This is a genomic window from Streptomyces sp. NPDC042102 (assembly GCF_055582305.1).
Map to the genome: position 1 here is coordinate 680,580 of NZ_JBVJDL010000004.1, position 17,649 is coordinate 698,228.

Sequence of the window (17,649 nt, forward strand, 5' to 3'; positions counted from 1 at the left end):
TTGACCGATGGAAAATCGATTGCCCGCGCCGGTCCGGGACGGCGAACCTTGCACGGTTGGGACCCATCACCGAGCCCTGGGGCGTCATGCAGATCAGCGATCTTCCGTATCCGGATCCGGGGGTGCCCGACGCTCGTTCCGGGCCCCGGTTCCTGCTCTGGCTCGGGCTGGGCCAGCTCGGCGGACAGCTCAAGAGCCTGGGCTGGGGGCTGCTGCACTTCTGCGGGGTGGCCGGACTGCCGTACGCGGTGGGTCTGGGCGTCGAGGCGGTCGTCGACCGTGACGGGAACCGGCTGCTGCTGGTGGGCGGGCTGCTGGTGCTGATCGGCGGGGCCATCGCGCTCGGCGACTCGATGCTGCACCGCGCGGCCGTCACCAACTGGATCACCGCCGCCGCGCGCGTGCAGCAGCTGCTGGCCCGCAAGACCGCCGAGCTGGGGTCCGCCCTGACCCGGCGGGTCGCGGCCGGTGAGGTGGTCGCGGTCTCCACCGGTGATGTGGAGAAGATCGGCTGGTTCGTCGAGGCCGTGTCCCGGTTCCTCGCGGCCGCCCTCTCCGTGGTCCTGATCTGTGTGGGCCTGCTGTTCTACGCGCCCGCGCTCGGCGTGGTCGTCGCGATCGGCGTGCCGGTGCTGGCCCTGGCCGTGCTGCCGCTGCTGCCCCGTGCCACCCAGCGCGCCGACGTCCAGCGGGAGAAGGCGGGCCGGGCCACCGAGCTGGCCGCCGACACGGTGGCGGGGCTGCGGGTGCTGCGCGGCATCGGCGGCGAGGAACTGTTCCTGGGCCGCTACCGCGAGGCCTCGCAGGAGGTCCGCGCGGCCGCCGTGCGCAGCGCGCGGATGTGGGCGCTGATCGCGGCGGTCCAGGTGGTGCTGCCGGGCGCGCTCATGATCACGGTGGTCTGGTACGGGTCCGTGCTCGTCCAGGACGGGCGGATCGCGGTCGGTGAACTGGTCGCGGTGTTCAGCGCGGTGGCCACGATGCTCTACCCGCTGCGGCACTTCGAGGAGATCGCCATGGCGTACTCCTTCTCGCGGCCGTCGGCCAAGCGGGCGGCGCGGGTGCTGTCGCTGACGCGTTCGGACCCGGCGGGAACGGACGGGAAGGCCGGGACGGACGGAACGGCTGTCGTCGCGGTCCGGGCCCAGGCCCGGGCTCCGGAGGCGGGCGGTGACCTGTACGACCCGGAGACCGGGCTGCTGGCACCGGCCGGTGTGCTCACCGCCGTGGTGTGCGGCGACCCGGACCTGGCGGGACGGCTCGCCGAGCGCCTCGGCGGGCACCCGGCGGACATCGCCGACAGCCCGTCGGTGCTGCTGGGCGGGGTCGCGCTGGACGAGCTGGCGCTGGACGACGCGCGCACGCTGGTCCTCGTCCAGGACAAGGACCCGGTGCTGCTCTCCGGCACCCTGCGCGAGCTGCTCGACGTACCGGCCTCCGGGCAGGTGGAGCCCGGCGCCGCGCTGGCCGCGGCCCAGTGCGGGGACGTGCTGGACGCGCTGCTGCAGTCCGCTCCCGACGGGACGGACGACGCGATGGACGCGCGGATCACCGAACGCGGCCGGTCGCTGTCCGGTGGCCAGCGCCAGCGACTCGCGCTCGCTCGGTCGCTGGTGACCGACCCGGAGGTGCTGGTGCTGGACGAGCCGACCTCGGCGGTCGACTCGCACACCGAGGCACGGATCGCCGAGGGCGTGGCGGCGCTGCGCGAGGGGCGCACCACCGTGGTGCTGGCCTCGTCGCCGCTGCTGCTGGACCGCGCCGACCGGGTCGTCCTGATCCACGAGGGCCGGGTCGCGGCGATCGGCACCCACCGCGAACTGCTGCACGCCGAGCCGCGCTACCGGGCCGTGGTGACCCGGGAGACGGACGAGGAGCAGGAGCGGGCGCGCCGGGAAGAGGCGCGGCTGGCCGCGCTCGAGGAAGAACTGCTCGAAGAAGAACTGACGGAGATCGAGGAGTCCGCATGATCGGCGTGGCGCCGCCGGAACACGATCCGGCGGCACCCGAAACGGCCGCCACCCTGCCCGTGGGCACGTCGGCGACCGTACGGGGCTATGTGCGCGGGCTGCTGCGGCGGCACCGGCGGGCGTTCGTGCTGCTGGTGACGGTCAACGCGGTCGCGGTGACCGCGTCCATGGTCGGCCCGTACCTGCTGGGCGGGGTCGTGGACGACCTCGCGGCGGGCGCCCGCGAGCTGCACCTCGGCCGGGTGGCACTGGCGTTCGCGGTGGCCCTCGCCGTCCAGACGGCGTTCGTCCGGCTGGTCCGGCTGCGCGGGGCGATGCTCGGCGAGCGGATGCTGGCCGATCTGCGCGAGGACTTCCTGGTGCGGTCGGTGGGACTGCCACCGGGCGTGCTGGAGCGGGCCGGTACCGGTGACCTGCTCTCCCGGATCACCACCGACATCGACCGGCTGGCCAACGCGATGCGCGAGGCCGTGCCGCAGCTGGCGATCGGCGTGGTGTGGGTGAGCCTGCTGTTCACCGCGCTGGCCGTGACCGCGCCGCCGCTGGCCCTGGCCGCGCTGGTGGCGCTGCCGGTCCTGATCATCGGCTGCCGCTGGTACTTCCGGCGGGCGCCCTCGGCCTACCGCTCGGAGGCGGCCGGGTACGCGGCGGTGGCGTCGGCGCTGACGGAGACGGTGGACGCGGGCCGCACGGTCGAGGCGCACCGCCTGGGGCGGCGCCGGATCGCGCTGTCGGAGCGGCGCATCAAGGAGTGGACGGCGTGGGAGCGATACACGCTGTTCCTGCGGTGCGTGCTGTTCCCCGTCGTCAACGTCACGTACGTGACCATCCTCGGCGCGGTCCTGATGATCGGCGGATACTGCGTGCTGCGGGGCTGGCTGTCGGTGGGGCAGCTGACCACGGGGGCGCTGCTCGCGCAGATGATGGTGGACCCGATCGGACTGATCCTGCGCTGGTACGACGAGCTGCAGATCGCCCAGGTGTCACTCGCCCGCCTGGTGGGCGTGCGCGACATCGAACCCGACGCGGGGGACGCCGCCGTCGCCCCGGACGGACGCGACGTCCGGGCGGACGAGGTCCGCTTCGGCTACCGCGAGGGCGTGGACGTCCTGCACCAGGTGTCGCTGTCGGTGCCGCCGGGCACCCGGATGGCCCTGGTCGGGCCGTCGGGCGCCGGCAAGTCCACGCTGGGCCGACTGCTGGCGGGCATCTACGCACCGCGGGCGGGCGAGGTCACGCTCGGCGGGGCACGGCTGTCGCGGATGCCGGCCGAGCGGGTGCGCACGCACGTGGCGCTGGTCAACCAGGAGCACCACGTGTTCGTGGGGTCCCTGCGGGACAACCTGCGGCTGGCCCGTACGGGCGCCGAGGACGCCGAACTGTGGGCGGCGCTGGGCGCGGTGGACGCGGACGGCTGGGCACGGGCCCTGAAGGACGGCCTGGACACCGAGGTCGGCTCGGGCGGTACGGCGCTGACGCCGGCCCAGGCCCAGCAGATCGCGCTGGCCCGGCTGGTGCTGGCCGATCCGCACACGCTCGTCCTGGACGAGGCGACCTCGCTGCTGGACCCGCGGGCGGCCCGGCACCTGGAGCGCTCACTGGCCCGGGTACTGGACGGCCGCACGGTCGTGGCGATCGCCCACCGCCTGCACACGGCGCACGACGCGGACGTCATCGCGGTGGTCGAGGCGGGCCGGATCAGCGAACTGGGCTCCCACGACCAGCTGGTCGCGGCAGACGGCGCGTACGCGGCCCTGTGGCGCTCCTGGCACGGCTGACCCACCCGGCCCCGGTACCCGCACCCCTGCCCGGGGGCACGGGTACCGGGGCGGGAGGACCGGCCCGGACGCCACCTCCCGGGCCTGTCCGGCGGATCAGGGCCTAGATCAGGTTGAGGGCGGCCGCGCCGCCGAAGCCGCCCAGGAGCATGAAGACCGGCATGAGGACCTTGAGCTCGACCCAGCTGCCCGCGCGGAAGCGCATCGCCTTCGGGGGCCCGAGCGGGTACCAGCGCTTGCCCGCTATCGGTATGGGCCACAGGATCGGGCAGCCCGAGACGGTCAGCGCGTCGCCGATGTCGTGGACCAGGGCGCCGAGCACGATGGGCAGGCCGAGCCAGAGGTATTCCTGGCCCGGGCCGTCGAACAGCCAGCCCGCCCCGTTGCCGGGCTGGTCCAGGACGCCCGCGAGGATCCAGGCGCTGGTCGCCCCGAGCAGCCAGACGAGCACGTCGCTGGACATCCGGGCGGCTCGCCACAGCAGGCCCTCCACCGCCAGCACCAGGTGGACGAAGAGCAGTGCGAGCACGCCCCAGCGGTCGGCGGTGACCGCGAGCACCGAGGCGCCGGCCCCGATCAGGACCGCCCACAGCCAGGTATGGGTCAGGGTCCGGTGACCGCCGGAGCGGCGGGCGTCGCGCGGGGAACGGGTCGCCTTGTAGACGGCGTACGAGATCTTGTCGACCACCTCGCACAGACCGCGCGAGAGCGGGCCGAAGGCGCGCGAGATCGTCGCCGACTTGTGGTCGAGATCGGGGGCCAGTGCCGCGCCCGCGCAGATCAGCGCGCCGACGACGAGGACCGGCCAGGGCATCGGATGGCCCACGGCCGCGGCCGCCGCACCCACCCCCAGCCAGGCCGCCGCGCCGGACAGTGAGTGCGCCGGACCCATCATGCTCGTTCCCGCTCCTGTCGTGTGGTGATCGTCGACGGCCCAGCGTACCTTTGACGATCTTCATTTCGATTCCGGTTCCCTGATCGGGCGGGAAGCCAGGCAAGATGGGGTCGTGACACTCATTGATCAGCTGCCGCCGAACGCCGACCCCGACGCCCTCTTCGAGGCCTTCTCCTCGTGGGCGGAGGACCAGGGCATCACCCTGTACCCGGCTCAGGAGGAGGCGCTGATCGAGGTGGTCTCCGGCGCCAACGTGATCCTTTCCACCCCGACCGGCTCCGGCAAGAGCCTGGTCGCGGCGGGCGCCCACTTCACCGCCCTGGCCCAGGACAAGGTCACCTTCTACACCGCGCCCATCAAGGCGCTGGTGTCGGAGAAGTTCTTCGACCTGTGCAAGCTCTTCGGCACCGAGAACGTCGGCATGCTCACCGGCGACGCCTCCGTGAACGCGGACGCCCCCGTGATCTGCTGCACCGCCGAGGTGCTCGCCTCCATCGCCCTGCGCGACGGCAAGGACGCCGACATCGGCCAGGTCGTGATGGACGAGTTCCACTTCTATGCCGAACCGGACCGCGGCTGGGCCTGGCAGATCCCGCTGCTGGAGCTGCCGCAGGCGCAGTTCATCCTGATGTCGGCGACGCTCGGCGACGTCTCCCGCTTCGAGGGGGACCTGACCCGCCGCACCGGGCTGCCGACGTCGGTGGTCCGCTCCGCGACCCGGCCCGTCCCGCTGTCCTACGAATACGTCACCACGCCGATCACCGACACCATCACCGAACTGCTGCAGACCAAGCAGGCGCCGGTCTACATCGTCCACTTCACCCAGGCCCAGGCCGTGGAGCGGGCGCAGTCGCTGATGAGCATCAACATGTGCTCGCGCGAGGAGAAGGACAAGATCGCCGAGCTGATCGGCAACTTCCGCTTCACCACGAAGTTCGGCAAGAACCTCTCCCGCTACGTACGCCACGGCATCGGCGTGCACCACGCGGGCATGCTGCCCAAGTACCGCCGCCTGGTGGAGAAGCTGGCCCAGGCCGGCCTGCTGAAGGTCATCTGCGGCACCGACACCCTCGGCGTCGGTGTGAACGTGCCCATCCGCACGGTCCTGTTCACCGCGCTCACCAAGTACGACGGCAACCGGGTGCGGACCCTGCGGGCGCGGGAGTTCCACCAGATCGCCGGCCGCGCCGGCCGGGCCGGCTTCGACACGGCGGGCTTCGTGGTCGCCCAGGCGCCCGAGCACGTCATCGAGAACGAAAAGGCGCTGGCCAAGGCCGGAGACGATCCCAAGAAGCGCCGCAAGGTCGTCCGCAAGAAGGCCCCCGAGGGCTTCGTCGCCTGGAGCGACACCACCTTCGAGAAGCTCATCGCCTCCGAGCCGGAGCAGCTGACCTCGCGCTTCAAGGTCACCAACATCATGCTGCTGTCGGTGATCGCGCGGCCGGGCAACGCCTTCGAGGCGATGCGACGGCTCCTGGAGGACAACCACGAACCGCGCAAGAACCAGCTGCGGCACATCCGCCGGGCCATCGCGATCTACCGGTCGCTGCTGGACGGCGGCGTCGTCGAGCAGCTGGACACCCCCGACGCGGAGGGCCGCACCATCCGGCTCACCGTCGACCTCCAGCAGGACTTCGCGCTGAACCAGCCGCTGTCCACCTTCGCGCTGGCCTCCTTCGACCTGCTGGACCCCGAGTCTCCTTCCTACGCCCTGGACATGGTCTCGGTGGTCGAGTCCACCCTGGACGACCCGCGGCAGATCCTGGCCGCCCAGCAGAACAAGGCGCGCGGCGAGGCCGTGAACGCCATGAAGGCGGACGGCGTCGAGTACGAGGAGCGGATGGAGCGCCTCCAGGACGTCACCTATCCCAAGCCGCTGGAGGAACTCCTGCTGCACGCCTACGGCGTGTACCGCAAGAGCCACCCGTGGGTCGGCGACCACCCCGTCTCGCCGAAGTCGATCATCCGCGACATGTACGAGCGGGCGCTGTCCTTCACCGAGTTCACCTCCTTCTACGAGCTGGCCCGCACCGAGGGCATCGTGCTGCGCTACCTGGCGAGCGCGTACAAGGCGCTGGACCACACCATCCCCGACGACCTGAAGTCCGAGGACCTCGAGGACCTCATCGCCTGGCTCGGCGAGATGGTCCGCCAGGTCGACTCCAGCCTGCTCGACGAGTGGGAGCAGCTGGCGAACCCGGAGGTGGAGACGGCGGAGCAGGCCCAAGAGAAGGCCGACCAGGTCAAGCCGGTGACGGCGAACGCCCGGGCCTTCCGCGTCCTGGTCCGCAACGCCATGTTCCGCCGGGTGGAGCTGGCGGCCCTCGACAACGTCGAGGAGCTGGGCGAGCTGGACGGCGAGTCCGGCTGGGACGCCGACGCCTGGGGCGAGGCCATGGACGCGTACTGGGACGAGTACGAGGACCTGGGCACCGGCCCCGACGCCCGCGGCCCGAAGCTGCTGATGATCGAGGAGGACCCGGCGCACGGGCTGTGGCGCGTCCGGCAGACCTTCGCCGATCCCAACGGCGACCATGACTGGGGCATCAGCGCCGAGGTCGACCTCGCGGCCTCCGACGAGGAGGGCCGGGCCGTGGTCCGGGTCACCTCGGTGGGTCAGCTCTGACACCCCGGCCGCCCACCGCCGAACCGCCGGAACCGACAGCAGTGGAGAACCCCTGATGACGAACCCCGCCGAGAGACTCGTGGATCTGCTCGACCTGGAGCAGATCGAGGTCAACATCTTCCGCGGGCTCAGCCCGCAGGAGTCCCTCCAGCGCGTCTTCGGCGGCCAGGTGGCCGGCCAGGCGCTCGTCGCCGCCGGCCGCACCACCGAGGGCGACCGGCCCGTCCACTCGCTGCACGCGTACTTCCTGCGCCCCGGGATCCCCGGGGTGCCGATCGTGTACCAGGTGGAGCGGGTACGCGACGGGCGGTCCTTCACCACGCGCCGGGTCACCGCGGTCCAGCAGGGGCGTACGATCTTCAATCTCACCGCCTCCTTCCATCGGCCGGAGGCGGGCAGCATCGAGCACCAGCTGCCTCCCCGGCTGGACTTCCCCCACCCCGACACGCTTCCGAAGGTCGCGGACGAGATCCGCGAGCACCTGGGCGCGCTGCCGGAGGCTCTGGAGCGGATGGCCCGGCGCCAGCCGTTCGACATCCGCTACGTGGACCGGCTGCGCTGGACGCCCGAGCAGCTCAAGGACGCCGATCCGCGCAGCGCGGTGTGGATGCGCGCCGTCGGCCCGCTGGGCGACGACCCGCTGGTGCACACCTGTGCCCTCACCTACGCCAGTGACATGACCCTCCTCGATGCCGTGCGCATCCCCGTGGAACCCCTCTGGGGCATGCGCGGTTTCGACATGGCGAGCCTGGACCACGCCATGTGGTTCCACCGTCCCTTCCGGGCCGACGAGTGGTTCCTCTACGACCAGGAGTCCCCCATCGCCCATGGCGGCCGGGGCCTGGCCCGCGGCCGGATCTACGATGTGGAGGGCCGGTTGCTGGTCTCGGTGGTCCAGGAAGGCCTGTTCCGTCCGTACTCCGCCGCCGCGACGGCCACGCCCGATACACCGACCCCGAAGAGCTGAGCCCCTCCATGCCGACCCCGGCCACCGACTGTCCCTGCGGCCTGCCCGCCCCCTACGCCGAGTGCTGCGGGCGTTTCCATTCCGGCGCGCAGGCGGCGCCCACCGCCGAGCTGCTGATGCGCTCCCGGTTCAGCGCGTTCGCCGTCGGCGACACGGCGTACCTGCTGCGCTCCTGGCATCCCTCGACGCGCCCCGCGCGGCTCGACCTGGATCCCGGACAGCGCTGGGAGCGGCTGGAGATCCTCGCCACCGAGCGCGGTGGGATGTTCGAGACGGAGGGGTCGGTGGAGTTCCGGGCGCACTACCGCGAGGGCCGGCACACCGGCTCGCTGCACGAGCACAGCAGCTTCTCCCGCGAGGGTGGCGCCTGGGTCTACGTCGGCCCCCTCTCCCCCGTCACCTTCGACTGAGCCGGGATCCGGTCCGGGGCCCGGGCCGGACCCCGGGCCGGGGCACGCGCGCCGGTCAGGGCGAATGCCAGGCCGGTCCGGTACCCGAGGATCTCCTCGGGCAGCTCGGCCCGCAGCAGGCCCAGGGCCACGGCCGCCGCGGCCGGGGCGTGCGGATGCCCGTACGGAGGGGGCGGGGCGAGACCGGCCAGGACGACGCGCTCCGCCGGATCCGGCACGGCCCGCTCCACCTCGCCCTCGGGCAGCACCGAGGCGAGCACGGCCGCCCGCTCCCAGGGGTCGGCGGTCCGTCTCAGGAGCAGTTCCACATGCCGCCCTCGCCAGGTCCGCGGGCGCAGATCCCCTCGGGCGGCCATCAGCTCCCGGTCCGCCGGGGGCGCGCCGCCCCGCAGCAGCCCCGGCTCGCTCCGGGCGAACTCCCGCAGCTCCGCCGTGAGGTACAGCCACACGACGGCCCGGTACCGGTTGATCCGGTAGCCGACGGGGACGACGTGGCCGCACCGGGCGAGCCGGGTGAACCGGCTCGGGCTGATCCCCAGCACCTCGGCCGCGGCCGTCGCCCCCACGGTCTCGACCCGGTCACGTAACGCCTGCGGGCATCCCGCGGCGGCCCGCACCCGGTCGAGCTCGGCGCGCGTGAAGCGCGCCCCTCCCCCAGGTGCCCGCGGGCCCGCCCGGACGATTCCCAGCTGCACCGCCCTGGCGAACTCCCCGCGCCCCAGACCCAGTTCCTCAGCGGCACGCGCTCCGCCCAGCAGCGTGCGTGCCTCGTCGACCTTCATGGCGGTCCCCCTCCACACCGAGTGACTACTCTGTGTGAAAACCGTAACCGACCGTCACGACATCCCGCCGGGCCTGTGGACAACCGGCGAACCGGCCCGACCGACCGACCGACAACCGGCGGACCTGACCACCGGCTCGGCCGAGAACCGGCCGGCGAACTCGTGGGACTACCCTCCGGTGATCCGGCGCTCCGCGACGCCCAGGTGCTCGCCCACCCTGTTCACCAGCAGCGTCATCTCGTAGGCGACCTGCCCGATGTCCGCCTCCGCCCCGCTCAGTACACACAGGCAACTGCCCGCGCCCGCCCCCATGACGAACAGCACGCCCTCGTCGTACTCGACCATGGTCTGGCGGACCTCGCCCGCCCGGAAGTGCCGGCCGGACCCCTTCGCCAGGCTCTGCAGACCGGCCGAGACGGCGGCCAGGTGCTCCGCGTCCTCTCTCGCCAGCCCGGCGCTCGCCCCCGTGACCAGGCCGTCATTGGAAAGCACCACCGCGTGCCTGACCTGCTGGACCCTGCGCGTCAAGTCGTCCAGCAGCCAGTCGAGCTGCTTGTCCAGTGCCATTTCCGCCCCTCCCCGTTGTCCCCCGTGGTCATCGTTCCGCCAGCCTTCCCCACCAGCGGCTTTCCGGCAAGCACGATGTCCCCATGGCACAGAAGATGACCCAAGAGGAATGGCGGGCCTTCGTTTCCGAAGGGACCCGCACCGGCAAGCTGGCGACCGTACGCGAGGACGGCAGCCCGCACATCGCGCCCATCTGGTTCCTCCTCGACGGTGACGACCTCGTGTTCACCACCGGCAAGGGGACCGTGAAGGGGCGCAATCTGGTCCGTGACGGCCGGATCGCACTGTGCGTGGACGACGACCGGCCGCCCTTCTCGTACGTGATCCTCCAGGGCACCGCCGAGATCAGCGAGGACCTGGCGGAGATGCGGGACTGGGCGACCCGGCTCGGCCGGCGGTACATGGGCGAGGAGCACGCCGAGGCCATGGGCCTGCGCAACGCCGTCCCCGGTGAACTCCTCGTCCGGGTCCGCATCGACAAGGTCGTCTCGGAGAGCGGCGTAGCGGACTGACAGCGCCGTAGCCCCTGCCCTTTACCCCCCCTACCCCTGCCCCGGCCCCTGCCTCGGCTCCTGCCGTACGGGTGCCCCGGACCGGCCCCTCATACGGAACCCGCCTGGGGTTCCACCGAGTCCAGCAGCCGGGCGGTGTGCACCCGCCCGGCATACTCGACCAGCCTGATCAGCAATTCCTTCCCCGAATCCCGGTCCCGCGCGTCGCACAGCACCACCGGCGTCCCCGATTCCAGGTCCAGCGCCCGCGCGACCTCCGTCGCCCCGTACCGCCGCGCCCCGCTGAAGCAGTTGACGGCCACCACGAACGGGATCCGCCGGTGCTCGAAGTAGTCCACCGCCGGGAAGCAGTCCTCCAGCCGCCGGGTGTCGGCGAGGACCACCGCGCCCAGCGCGCCCTGCGACAGCTCGTCCCACAGGAACCAGAACCGGTCCTGCCCCGGGGTCCCGAAGAGGTACAGCGACAGCCCGGAGCGGATGGTGATCCGCCCGAAGTCCATGGCCACGGTCGTGGTCGTCTTCTGGGCCACACCGCCGGTGTCGTCGACCAGTTCGCCCGCCTCGCTGAGAAGCTCCTCCGTCCGCAGGGGACGGATCTCGCTCACCGCGCCGACCAGCGTGGTCTTGCCGACCCCGAAGCCGCCCGCCACGAGGATCTTCAGCGCGAGCGCGGCCAGCTCGCCCTCGTCGTCCGGCTCCACGGCGTCCGCGTCCTGGTCCGCGTCCGGTCCGACGGCCCCGCCGGGCCCCTCGGAGTTCAGTCCCATCACAGCGCTCGCAATCCCTCGATGACTTCCCGCAGAATCCGCTCGTCCGGCAGCTGGGCGGGGGGCACGGGCCGACTGACCCGGACGTGGCCCGCCTCCAGCAGATCTCCCAGCAGTACGCGCACCACGCCGACCGGCAGGTCCGCGTCGGCGGCGAGTTCGGCCACCGACTGGGTCTCCGCCCTGCACAGCCCCAGCAGTGACCGGTGTTCCGGCCCGAGCAGCGACTCGGCCGCCGCCTCGGCACCGCCCGGATCCACCACGACCAGCGCTATCAGGTCGAACCGGACCCCGTGGGGACCCGGCTTGGTCCGCCCGCCGGTCATGGCGTACGGACGCACGAGCGGGCCCGCGTCGGCGTCGTACCACTGGCCGTCCATGTGCCGGACCGCCCTCAGCCGGCGGCCGGCGGACGCGCCGCGTACCGGGGCGGGGTGTAGAGGTGTTCCCCGACCCGCTTGACCAGCCGGGCCATCTCGTAGGCGATCAGGCCGATGTCGCACGATGCGGAGCTGAGGACGGCCAGAGCAGACCCGTCACCGGCGGCGGCGACGAAGAGGAAGCCCTCGTCCATCTCCACCATGGTCTGGCGCACGCCCCCGGCGTGGAAGTGCCGTCCCGCGCCCTTGGCGAGGCTGTGGAACCCGGAGGCCACAGCGGCCAGGTGCTCGGCGTCCTCGCGGCTGAGCGCGCTGGAGGCACCCACCGCCAGGCCGTCGTTGGAGAGCACGACCGCGTGCCGGACCTCGCGGACCCGGACCACCAGGTCGTCGAGCAGCCAGTCCAGTTCGCCGGAACGGCGTGCTCCGTCGAGGTCGAATCCCTGGTGTTCGATCATCTCTGTTCTCCTTCGCTGCCTGCGGGGGTGGAGTCGTCTTCCGTGCCGCGGACCCAGCCCGCCCGGTAGGCCGCCATCCGGGCCCGGGCCTCCTCCGGACTGCGCCCCGGCGGCCCGGCCGGGGCCGCCGGACCGGCCGCCGGCCGGGGCGCGGAAGCCTCGCGCAGCTGCGGGACGAGGCTGGCCTGGCGGACCCGGCGCGGCAGTTCGGTGACATCGGCCGGAACGGGCCCGGGCCGGGAGGGCCGGGGCGGCCCGGAAGGCGTAGGCGTGGCGGGACCGGGGGCCGAAGCGGCGGCCGTCCCCCCTACGGGTGCGGAGGCGGGGCCGGGCGCGGACGCGGGTCCAGGGGCGGGCGGTGCGGGGTCGGGGGCCGGTACGGCGATCGGCCTGCGGGGACGGAGGGTCGCCACCGGCGCCGGGCGCGGCTCGCGCCGTACGACCGGCACGGCAGGCGCACCCGGCTTCCCGGACCATGCCGGTGCCGACTCGGAGGGCGGCGCGGTGCCCGCGGACTCCTTCAGGTACGGAGCCCGGTCGGCCCGGGGGTACGGGGCCGGCTCCGGCGTCTCCCGGCGCCCCCGAACCGCCCCACCGTGAGCCACCCCGCCCTGGACCGATCCGTCGCGGACGAGCGCGTCCCGGACGAGCGCGTCCCGGACCGGCGCGCCGTGGCCCGCCCCGTCCTCGGCCGGCCCGCCCTCGGCCGGCCCGCCCTCGGCCGGTGCGCTCTTGGCCGGTGTGCCCTTGGCCGGTGTGCCCGCCGTGATCGCGCCCTGGAGCAGGGAGTTGGGCATCAGCACCACGGCCGTGGTGCCACCGTACGGTGACGTGCGCAGGTGCACCCTCACACCGTGCCGCGCCGCGAGCCGGCTGACGACGAACAGCCCGAGCCGGTCGCTGTCGAAGAGGTCGAGGGCCTCGGACTGCTCGATGCGCCGGTTGGCGTCGGCCAGGGTGCCGCTCCCCATGCCCAGTCCGCGGTCCTCGACCTCCAGGACGTACCCCGTGCCGACCGGCTCGCCGCTGACCCGGACCTTGGTGTGCGGCGGGGAGAACTGGGTCGCGTTCTCGATGAGTTCGGCCAGCAGGTGGGTGAGGTCGGCGACGGCGGCGCCGACCACCGCGGCCTCGGCGAGCCGGCCGACCTCGACCCGCGGGTAGTCCTCGATCTCGGAGACGGCAGCCCGCACGACGTTGGTCAGCGGCACCGGCATGCGCCAGGCTCGGCCCGGTGCCGCGCCGGACAGGATGATCAGGCTCTCGGCGTGCCGACGCATGCGGGTGGTGAGGTGGTCGAGGCGGAAGAGGTCGCCGAGCTCGCCCGGGTCGTCGGCACGCCGTTCCATGGCGTCGAGCAGGGTGAGCTGCCGGTGGACGAGGACCTGGCTGCGGCGGGCGAGGTTGACGAACACCCCGGAGATGCCGCTGGCCAGTTCGGCGCGCTCCGCGGCGGCGCCGAGGGCCGCCCGGTGGACGGTGGAGAGGGCCTCACCGACCTGGGCGATCTCGTCCTCGGCGGCCCGGCCGGGCGGGGCCTCGGCCGCGATGTCGATGTCCTGGCCGGCGCGCAGCCGGTCCATGGCATGCGGGAGTTTGCGGTGGGCGATCTCGAGCGCGCCGTTGCGCAGCGAGACCAGTTCGACGACGAGCCCGCGGCCGATACGGACGGAGATCACGAGGGAGGCGGCAACGGCGGCGAGGCCGAGCAGGACGGCGGCTCCGGCGGGTCCGAGCAGACCCTCGGCCAGCGGGTCGGCGGGGCGCGCGGTCCCGGTGTACCCGGTGTACCCGGCGTTCTCGATGTCGCGCATCGCCCCGCCCACGGTGGTGTACGCCGCGTCCCAGCCGGTGGGCGCACCGCGGGCGTCCTTTCCGGTGCCGAGGCCGAGCACCCGGTCCTCGGCGGCGATGAGTTCGGCGTACGCGGCGCTCTTGGCGATGGCCTGCCAAGCGGCTTCCTGCACGCCGGGCAGATCGCGGGCGGTGGCCTCGACGAGGGTACGGCGGGTCTCGGCGGCGCCGGTGAACCGCCGGAGCGTTTCGGCGCTGCGCTGTCCCGGAACGGCGAGCAGCGCGTCCTCGCGGGCCAGGAGCTCCCCGGCCCGGGCGAACTCCAGCAGCACCCTGGGGTCGCCGGCCGCGCCGGTGTCCTGCGCGGCGGCGAGCGCACCACCGACCGCGAGGGCGGTGTCGACCATCTTGGTGTACGTCTCGTAGGCCGCGTCCGGCGTCGCGCGGCGGTCGGTGATCTCGGCGCGGGCCGGACCGAGCGCCTCGGTGGCGCTGACGAACGCACCCAGCCGGACGGCGACGTCACCGGGGTAGTCGCCGGCGTCGGCGACGGTGTGCCGGTCGCCCAGGCGCAGTTCCCGCACGGCGCTGTCGGTGCGGCGGGCCTGGGTCTGCAGCCCGGCGGCCCGGTCGGCGCCGGGGTCGGCCAGGAAGCGGACGGCCGCGCGGCGTTCGGCCTGGAGCTCGGTGATCGTGCGGGTGAGCGGGGCGCGCACTTCCGCGTCGATCCGCTGCACCCGGCTGAGGCGGGCGATGTCCTGGGCCGTGCTGACGGTGGCGAAGGCCCAGAGGGCAAGCAACGAGACCACGGGGACCATCAGCAGCGAGACGATCTTCGCCCGGACGGTGGCGGGGCGCAGCCGCAGCCGCAGCCGGGGGCCGCCGCTCGCGGCGGGGACGGGCGCCGCGGCGGGTGCCGGGGCGTCCGCCGGGTCCTCCTCTGCCGGTGGCCCGGCGTGCGCCCGGCGGCCGCGCGCCGGTGGCGCGGGCAGCCGGGCCGCCGTGGCGTCCGGTGTGCTGCGGGAGATGCGCATGGGCTCCTCGTTCCGGGGAGGGGGGACGGGGCGGGAGAAGGGACGGGGCGGGAGAGGCGTCAGGGCGGGGGCGGCGGGTCGGGGGCGGCGGGTCGGGGGGACGGGGGAACGGAGGAACGCGGGAACGGCGTCCGGTCGCAGGCGGCGTATGGGCTTGCGGACCGGGCCCGGCGGCGTACAGGGGCGGGGCGGGCCGCACCCCCGGACGTGATCGGGGTCAGGGCGCGGAGGTCAGGGCGCGGGGGCCGTGGAGCCGAGGGTGCGGGCCGAGGCGGAGGCGGCACGTTCGTCGGCGGTCGGGGAGAGGGCGACGAACGCGGAGGTGATGAACAGGTAGGAGCCGAGGCCGACCGCGAGGGGGAAGATGAACTGCATGGCGGTGGCGCCCGGCAGGGCCGCGTCGGAGGGGGTGACGCGCACGGCGACGGCGATCATGCCCGTGTAGTGCATGCTGCTGACGGCGGCGCCCATGACGAGCGAGGCGACGGCGACGGCGAGCGGTGACTTGATGTTGAGCGCGGCCCAGAGGGCGGCGGTGGCGGCGACCACGGCGATGGCCACCGAGAGCCCGACGGTGAGCGGGTCGTACGTGACGACACCGTGCAGCCGCAGGGCCGCCATGCCGAGGTAGTGCATGCTGGCCACACCGAGTCCGGTGGTGAGCCCGCCGAGTACGAGCGCCCGGCCGCGGTTCTTGCCGTAGCCGACGGCGAACACCCCGGCGCCGACGACCAGCATCGCCACGATCAGGCTGAGGATGGTCAGCGGCACGTTGTAGTGGATCTCGGTGCCGGTGACGTGGAAGCCGAGCATCGCGACGAAGTGCATCGTCCAGATGCCCGTGCCGATGGCGGAGGCCGCGGTGATGAGCCAGTTGCGGCGGGAGCGTCCGGTGGCGGCGAGCGCGCGGACGGTGCAGCGCAGCCCGAGGGCCGCGCCTATGCATGCCATCACGTACGACAGCACGGGTGTCAGCCAGCCATAGGCTGCGTGGTCCAGGTGTCCCATGGCCAACGGACGCTAGTGCGGGTGAGGGCGCGAACAAGGGGCGCATTTCGAAAGCCGCTGGAACTGCTGGAATATGACAGAGCTACGTTCAGGTTCGATCACGCCGAGTGTCATCCTGCGCACGGTCCGCAGGCGGCGGCCCGTGGGGGATCATGGGGCGCATGAGCGAGGACCACACACACGTGCAGGAGTTCTTCGGGGCGCGCGCCACCGACTGGGACCGCAAGTTCCCCGACGACGCGCCCGCCTTCGAGGCCGCCGTGGCCGAGTTCGGGCTGCGGCCGGGCGACCGGGTGCTCGACGCGGGCTGCGGCACCGGACGCGCGCTGACGCCGCTGCGGGCGGCGGTCGGGCCGGCGGGCACGGTGCTCGGCGTCGACCTGACCCCGGCGATGCTCGCTGCCGCCGTAGGGGCGGGGCGGGCGCGGGACGGCGCGCTGCTGCAGGCCGATGTCGCGCGGCTGCCGCTGCGTGACGGCTGCCTCGACGCGGTGTTCGCCGCCGGGCTGATCGCCCACCTGCCCGAACCGGCCGCGAATCTGCGGGAGCTGGCGCGGGTCGTACGCCCCGGCGGCCGGATGGCACTGTTTCACCCGATCGGGCGGGCGGCGCTGGCGGCGCGCCAGGGCCGGGAGTTGACTGCGCAGGACATGCGGGCCGAGCACAACCTCGGCCCGCTGCTGGCCGGTTCGGGCTGGGACCTCACCTCGTACGCCGACGAGGACGCCCGCTTCCTGGCGCTGGCCGTACGGCGCGCCTGACGCCGTACGGCGCGGCTACTGCTGGGCGTCGGCGCCCGCGGCGCGGCGGGGGTGCGGAACGGGGCAGCCACCCCGGCCAGGGACCGGGAAGGTGCCCAGCTCACCCACGTCGTAGCCGTCCGGGTAGCCCTTGATCTCCCGGTTCTGGCGTCCGTGGTGCGCGGTGGCGCGGGGCGGCAGGAGCCGGACCGCGCGCCCGCGCAGCCGCAGGGCGCCCCGGGCCAGCCGCACCGCCGCCGGGCTCGGCCGCCCGTAGCGCAGGGCCGCCAGCAGAGGCTCGTCCATCAGGGCGAGGATGCCGCCGCGTACGAGGGGCGCGAGCGGGGCCGGGTACCAGGAGACCGCCAGATCGAGGGTCGCGTCGGCGACCTTGCGGCCACCCTCGTCCCATCCGAAATGTTCCTGTTCGTAGGCGTTGAGAGCGGATTCGAACTCCTCATAGGAGCCGGGGACGTCCTGGATGCCCAGGTGGGCGCCTAGCGTCGCGTAGTAGCGGGCGCAGGCGTGCTGCTCGTGGCGGCTCAGCGGACGCCAGCCGTAGACGTCCAGCCAGCGCTTCGGAATCACCACGAACGTGCACAGGACGTACCGCATGTCCTCGTTGCTGATGTCGTAGCTGCGGTGCATCTGGTTGATGCGGCGGATGGCCGTGCGCCCGGTGTCGCTGTCGAAACCGTGCTCCACCACCGCGTCCAGCAGCAGCGCGGTGTCGTCGTAGCGCTTCTGGGTGCGGTCGGTGAATTCGGCGGTGTCGCCGAGCAGCCGGCCGATGCTGGGGACGGCGTAGGTCCGGTAGAGGGCGAGCTCCAGCGCGCGGGCGAGGTCCCAGGGGAACTCGTAGGTGGCGGTGAGCCGGTAGATGGCCAGGAAATCCTTGTCGGGATCGAGCCGGAGGATCTGCTTCAGCCGGTCGTAACGCTGCACCGGGGCGTCCCTTTCT

General features: G+C 73.3%; 16 protein-coding genes. 7 read left to right on the forward strand and 9 right to left on the reverse strand.

Annotated features, from left to right (window positions below):
- The first annotated feature begins 86 nt into the window (after positions 1 to 86).
- Positions 87 to 1,970: an ABC transporter transmembrane domain-containing protein gene (locus tag ACZ6KO_RS21155; RefSeq protein ID WP_469305721.1), complete on the forward strand. Its 1,884-nt coding sequence runs from the start codon at positions 87 to 89 to the stop codon at positions 1,968 to 1,970.
- Positions 1,967 to 3,748 (forward strand): ABC transporter ATP-binding protein, encoded by a 1,782-nt coding sequence (locus ACZ6KO_RS21160; RefSeq protein ID WP_469305527.1) that lies wholly within the window; start codon positions 1,967 to 1,969, stop codon positions 3,746 to 3,748. Before ACZ6KO_RS21155 ends, ACZ6KO_RS21160 begins: the two co-directional genes overlap by 4 nt.
- 103 nt (positions 3,749 to 3,851) lie before the next feature.
- On the opposite strand, the gene ACZ6KO_RS21165 is transcribed toward ACZ6KO_RS21160, so the two are convergent.
- On the reverse strand, positions 3,852 to 4,643 hold the full coding sequence (locus ACZ6KO_RS21165; RefSeq protein ID WP_469305528.1) for a metal-dependent hydrolase: 792 nt from the start codon (positions 4,641 to 4,643) through the stop codon (positions 3,852 to 3,854).
- A 112-nt stretch (positions 4,644 to 4,755) separates the two neighbouring features.
- Here ACZ6KO_RS21165 and ACZ6KO_RS21170 point away from each other — a divergent pair, with 112 nt between their 5' ends.
- From ACZ6KO_RS21170 to ACZ6KO_RS21180, 3 genes are read left to right on the forward strand one after another with little or no spacing between them, the layout of a single operon-like run.
- Positions 4,756 to 7,269, forward strand: a complete 2,514-nt coding sequence (locus ACZ6KO_RS21170) for a DEAD/DEAH box helicase (RefSeq protein WP_469305529.1) — start codon at positions 4,756 to 4,758, stop codon at positions 7,267 to 7,269.
- Between the two features lie 55 nt (positions 7,270 to 7,324).
- On the forward strand, positions 7,325 to 8,236 hold the full coding sequence (locus ACZ6KO_RS21175; protein ID WP_469305530.1) for an acyl-CoA thioesterase: 912 nt from the start codon (positions 7,325 to 7,327) through the stop codon (positions 8,234 to 8,236).
- 8 nt (positions 8,237 to 8,244) lie between these two features.
- On the forward strand, positions 8,245 to 8,646 hold the full coding sequence (locus ACZ6KO_RS21180; RefSeq protein ID WP_401445937.1) for a YchJ family protein: 402 nt from the start codon (positions 8,245 to 8,247) through the stop codon (positions 8,644 to 8,646).
- On the opposite strand, the gene ACZ6KO_RS21185 is transcribed toward ACZ6KO_RS21180, so the two are convergent.
- Together ACZ6KO_RS21185 and ACZ6KO_RS21190 are read right to left on the reverse strand one after the other, a co-directional pair.
- Positions 8,610 to 9,428 (reverse strand): DUF6397 family protein, encoded by an 819-nt coding sequence (locus ACZ6KO_RS21185; protein WP_469305531.1) that lies wholly within the window; start codon positions 9,426 to 9,428, stop codon positions 8,610 to 8,612. The genes ACZ6KO_RS21180 and ACZ6KO_RS21185 overlap by 37 nt on opposite strands.
- A gap of 168 nt (positions 9,429 to 9,596) precedes the next feature.
- Positions 9,597 to 9,995 carry a roadblock/LC7 domain-containing protein gene (locus ACZ6KO_RS21190; protein ID WP_401445932.1) on the reverse strand — a complete coding sequence of 133 codons (399 nt, stop codon included), beginning with the start codon at positions 9,993 to 9,995 and terminating at the stop codon, positions 9,597 to 9,599.
- An 83-nt stretch (positions 9,996 to 10,078) separates the two neighbouring features.
- Here ACZ6KO_RS21190 and ACZ6KO_RS21195 point away from each other — a divergent pair, with 83 nt between their 5' ends.
- The gene (locus tag ACZ6KO_RS21195; RefSeq protein ID WP_469305532.1) at positions 10,079 to 10,507 is read left to right on the forward strand and encodes a PPOX class F420-dependent oxidoreductase; all 429 of its coding nucleotides are present in this window, start codon (positions 10,079 to 10,081) and stop codon (positions 10,505 to 10,507) included.
- An 89-nt stretch (positions 10,508 to 10,596) separates the two neighbouring features.
- Here the strand turns inward: ACZ6KO_RS21195 and ACZ6KO_RS21200 are convergent, their stop codons facing one another.
- From ACZ6KO_RS21200 to ACZ6KO_RS21220, 5 genes are all read right to left on the reverse strand, one after another.
- The gene (locus ACZ6KO_RS21200; RefSeq protein WP_469305533.1) at positions 10,597 to 11,274 is read right to left on the reverse strand and encodes a GTP-binding protein; all 678 of its coding nucleotides are present in this window, start codon (positions 11,272 to 11,274) and stop codon (positions 10,597 to 10,599) included.
- Complete coding sequence (locus ACZ6KO_RS21205; RefSeq protein ID WP_469305534.1) at positions 11,274 to 11,654, reverse strand: DUF742 domain-containing protein; 381 nt, start codon at positions 11,652 to 11,654, stop codon at positions 11,274 to 11,276. The genes ACZ6KO_RS21200 and ACZ6KO_RS21205 overlap by 1 nt, the downstream gene beginning before the upstream one ends.
- A gap of 14 nt (positions 11,655 to 11,668) precedes the next feature.
- Positions 11,669 to 12,112: a roadblock/LC7 domain-containing protein gene (locus tag ACZ6KO_RS21210; RefSeq protein WP_469305535.1), complete on the reverse strand. Its 444-nt coding sequence runs from the start codon at positions 12,110 to 12,112 to the stop codon at positions 11,669 to 11,671.
- Entirely contained in the window at positions 12,109 to 14,940 is a 2,832-nt protein-coding gene (locus ACZ6KO_RS21215; RefSeq protein ID WP_469305536.1) for a sensor histidine kinase, read from the reverse strand. The genes ACZ6KO_RS21210 and ACZ6KO_RS21215 overlap by 4 nt, the downstream gene beginning before the upstream one ends.
- A gap of 231 nt (positions 14,941 to 15,171) precedes the next feature.
- Entirely contained in the window at positions 15,172 to 15,948 is a 777-nt protein-coding gene (locus ACZ6KO_RS21220) for an MHYT domain-containing protein (RefSeq protein WP_469305537.1), read from the reverse strand.
- A 161-nt stretch (positions 15,949 to 16,109) separates the two neighbouring features.
- Between ACZ6KO_RS21220 and ACZ6KO_RS21225 the strand changes: the two genes are divergently transcribed.
- Complete coding sequence (locus ACZ6KO_RS21225; RefSeq protein ID WP_469305538.1) at positions 16,110 to 16,709, forward strand: class I SAM-dependent methyltransferase; 600 nt, start codon at positions 16,110 to 16,112, stop codon at positions 16,707 to 16,709.
- Positions 16,710 to 16,724: 15 nt separating this feature from the next.
- Here ACZ6KO_RS21225 and ACZ6KO_RS21230 read toward each other — a convergent pair whose 3' ends face one another.
- Positions 16,725 to 17,633 (reverse strand): oxygenase MpaB family protein, encoded by a 909-nt coding sequence (locus ACZ6KO_RS21230; RefSeq protein ID WP_469305539.1) that lies wholly within the window; start codon positions 17,631 to 17,633, stop codon positions 16,725 to 16,727.
- Between the last annotated feature and the right edge of the window lie 16 nt (positions 17,634 to 17,649).

Excerpts from the sequence above, each read along its gene's own strand:
- ACZ6KO_RS21155 (WP_469305721.1), top strand. The coding sequence starts at position 87 with ATGCAGATCAGCGATCTTCCGTATCCGGATCCGGGGGTGCCCGACGCT.
- ACZ6KO_RS21160 (WP_469305527.1), top strand. The coding sequence starts at position 1,967 with ATGATCGGCGTGGCGCCGCCGGAACACGATCCGGCGGCACCCGAAACG.
- ACZ6KO_RS21165 (WP_469305528.1), bottom strand. The coding sequence starts at position 4,643 with ATGATGGGTCCGGCGCACTCACTGTCCGGCGCGGCGGCCTGGCTGGGG.
- ACZ6KO_RS21175 (WP_469305530.1), top strand. The coding sequence starts at position 7,325 with ATGACGAACCCCGCCGAGAGACTCGTGGATCTGCTCGACCTGGAGCAG.
- ACZ6KO_RS21180 (WP_401445937.1), top strand. The coding sequence starts at position 8,245 with ATGCCGACCCCGGCCACCGACTGTCCCTGCGGCCTGCCCGCCCCCTAC.
- ACZ6KO_RS21185 (WP_469305531.1), bottom strand. The coding sequence starts at position 9,428 with ATGAAGGTCGACGAGGCACGCACGCTGCTGGGCGGAGCGCGTGCCGCT.
- ACZ6KO_RS21190 (WP_401445932.1), bottom strand. The coding sequence starts at position 9,995 with ATGGCACTGGACAAGCAGCTCGACTGGCTGCTGGACGACTTGACGCGC.
- ACZ6KO_RS21195 (WP_469305532.1), top strand. The coding sequence starts at position 10,079 with ATGGCACAGAAGATGACCCAAGAGGAATGGCGGGCCTTCGTTTCCGAA.
- ACZ6KO_RS21200 (WP_469305533.1), bottom strand. The coding sequence starts at position 11,274 with ATGGGACTGAACTCCGAGGGGCCCGGCGGGGCCGTCGGACCGGACGCG.
- ACZ6KO_RS21205 (WP_469305534.1), bottom strand. The coding sequence starts at position 11,654 with ATGGACGGCCAGTGGTACGACGCCGACGCGGGCCCGCTCGTGCGTCCG.
- ACZ6KO_RS21210 (WP_469305535.1), bottom strand. The coding sequence starts at position 12,112 with ATGATCGAACACCAGGGATTCGACCTCGACGGAGCACGCCGTTCCGGC.
- ACZ6KO_RS21215 (WP_469305536.1), bottom strand. The coding sequence starts at position 14,940 with ATGCGCATCTCCCGCAGCACACCGGACGCCACGGCGGCCCGGCTGCCC.
- ACZ6KO_RS21220 (WP_469305537.1), bottom strand. The coding sequence starts at position 15,948 with ATGGGACACCTGGACCACGCAGCCTATGGCTGGCTGACACCCGTGCTG.
- ACZ6KO_RS21225 (WP_469305538.1), top strand. The coding sequence starts at position 16,110 with ATGAGCGAGGACCACACACACGTGCAGGAGTTCTTCGGGGCGCGCGCC.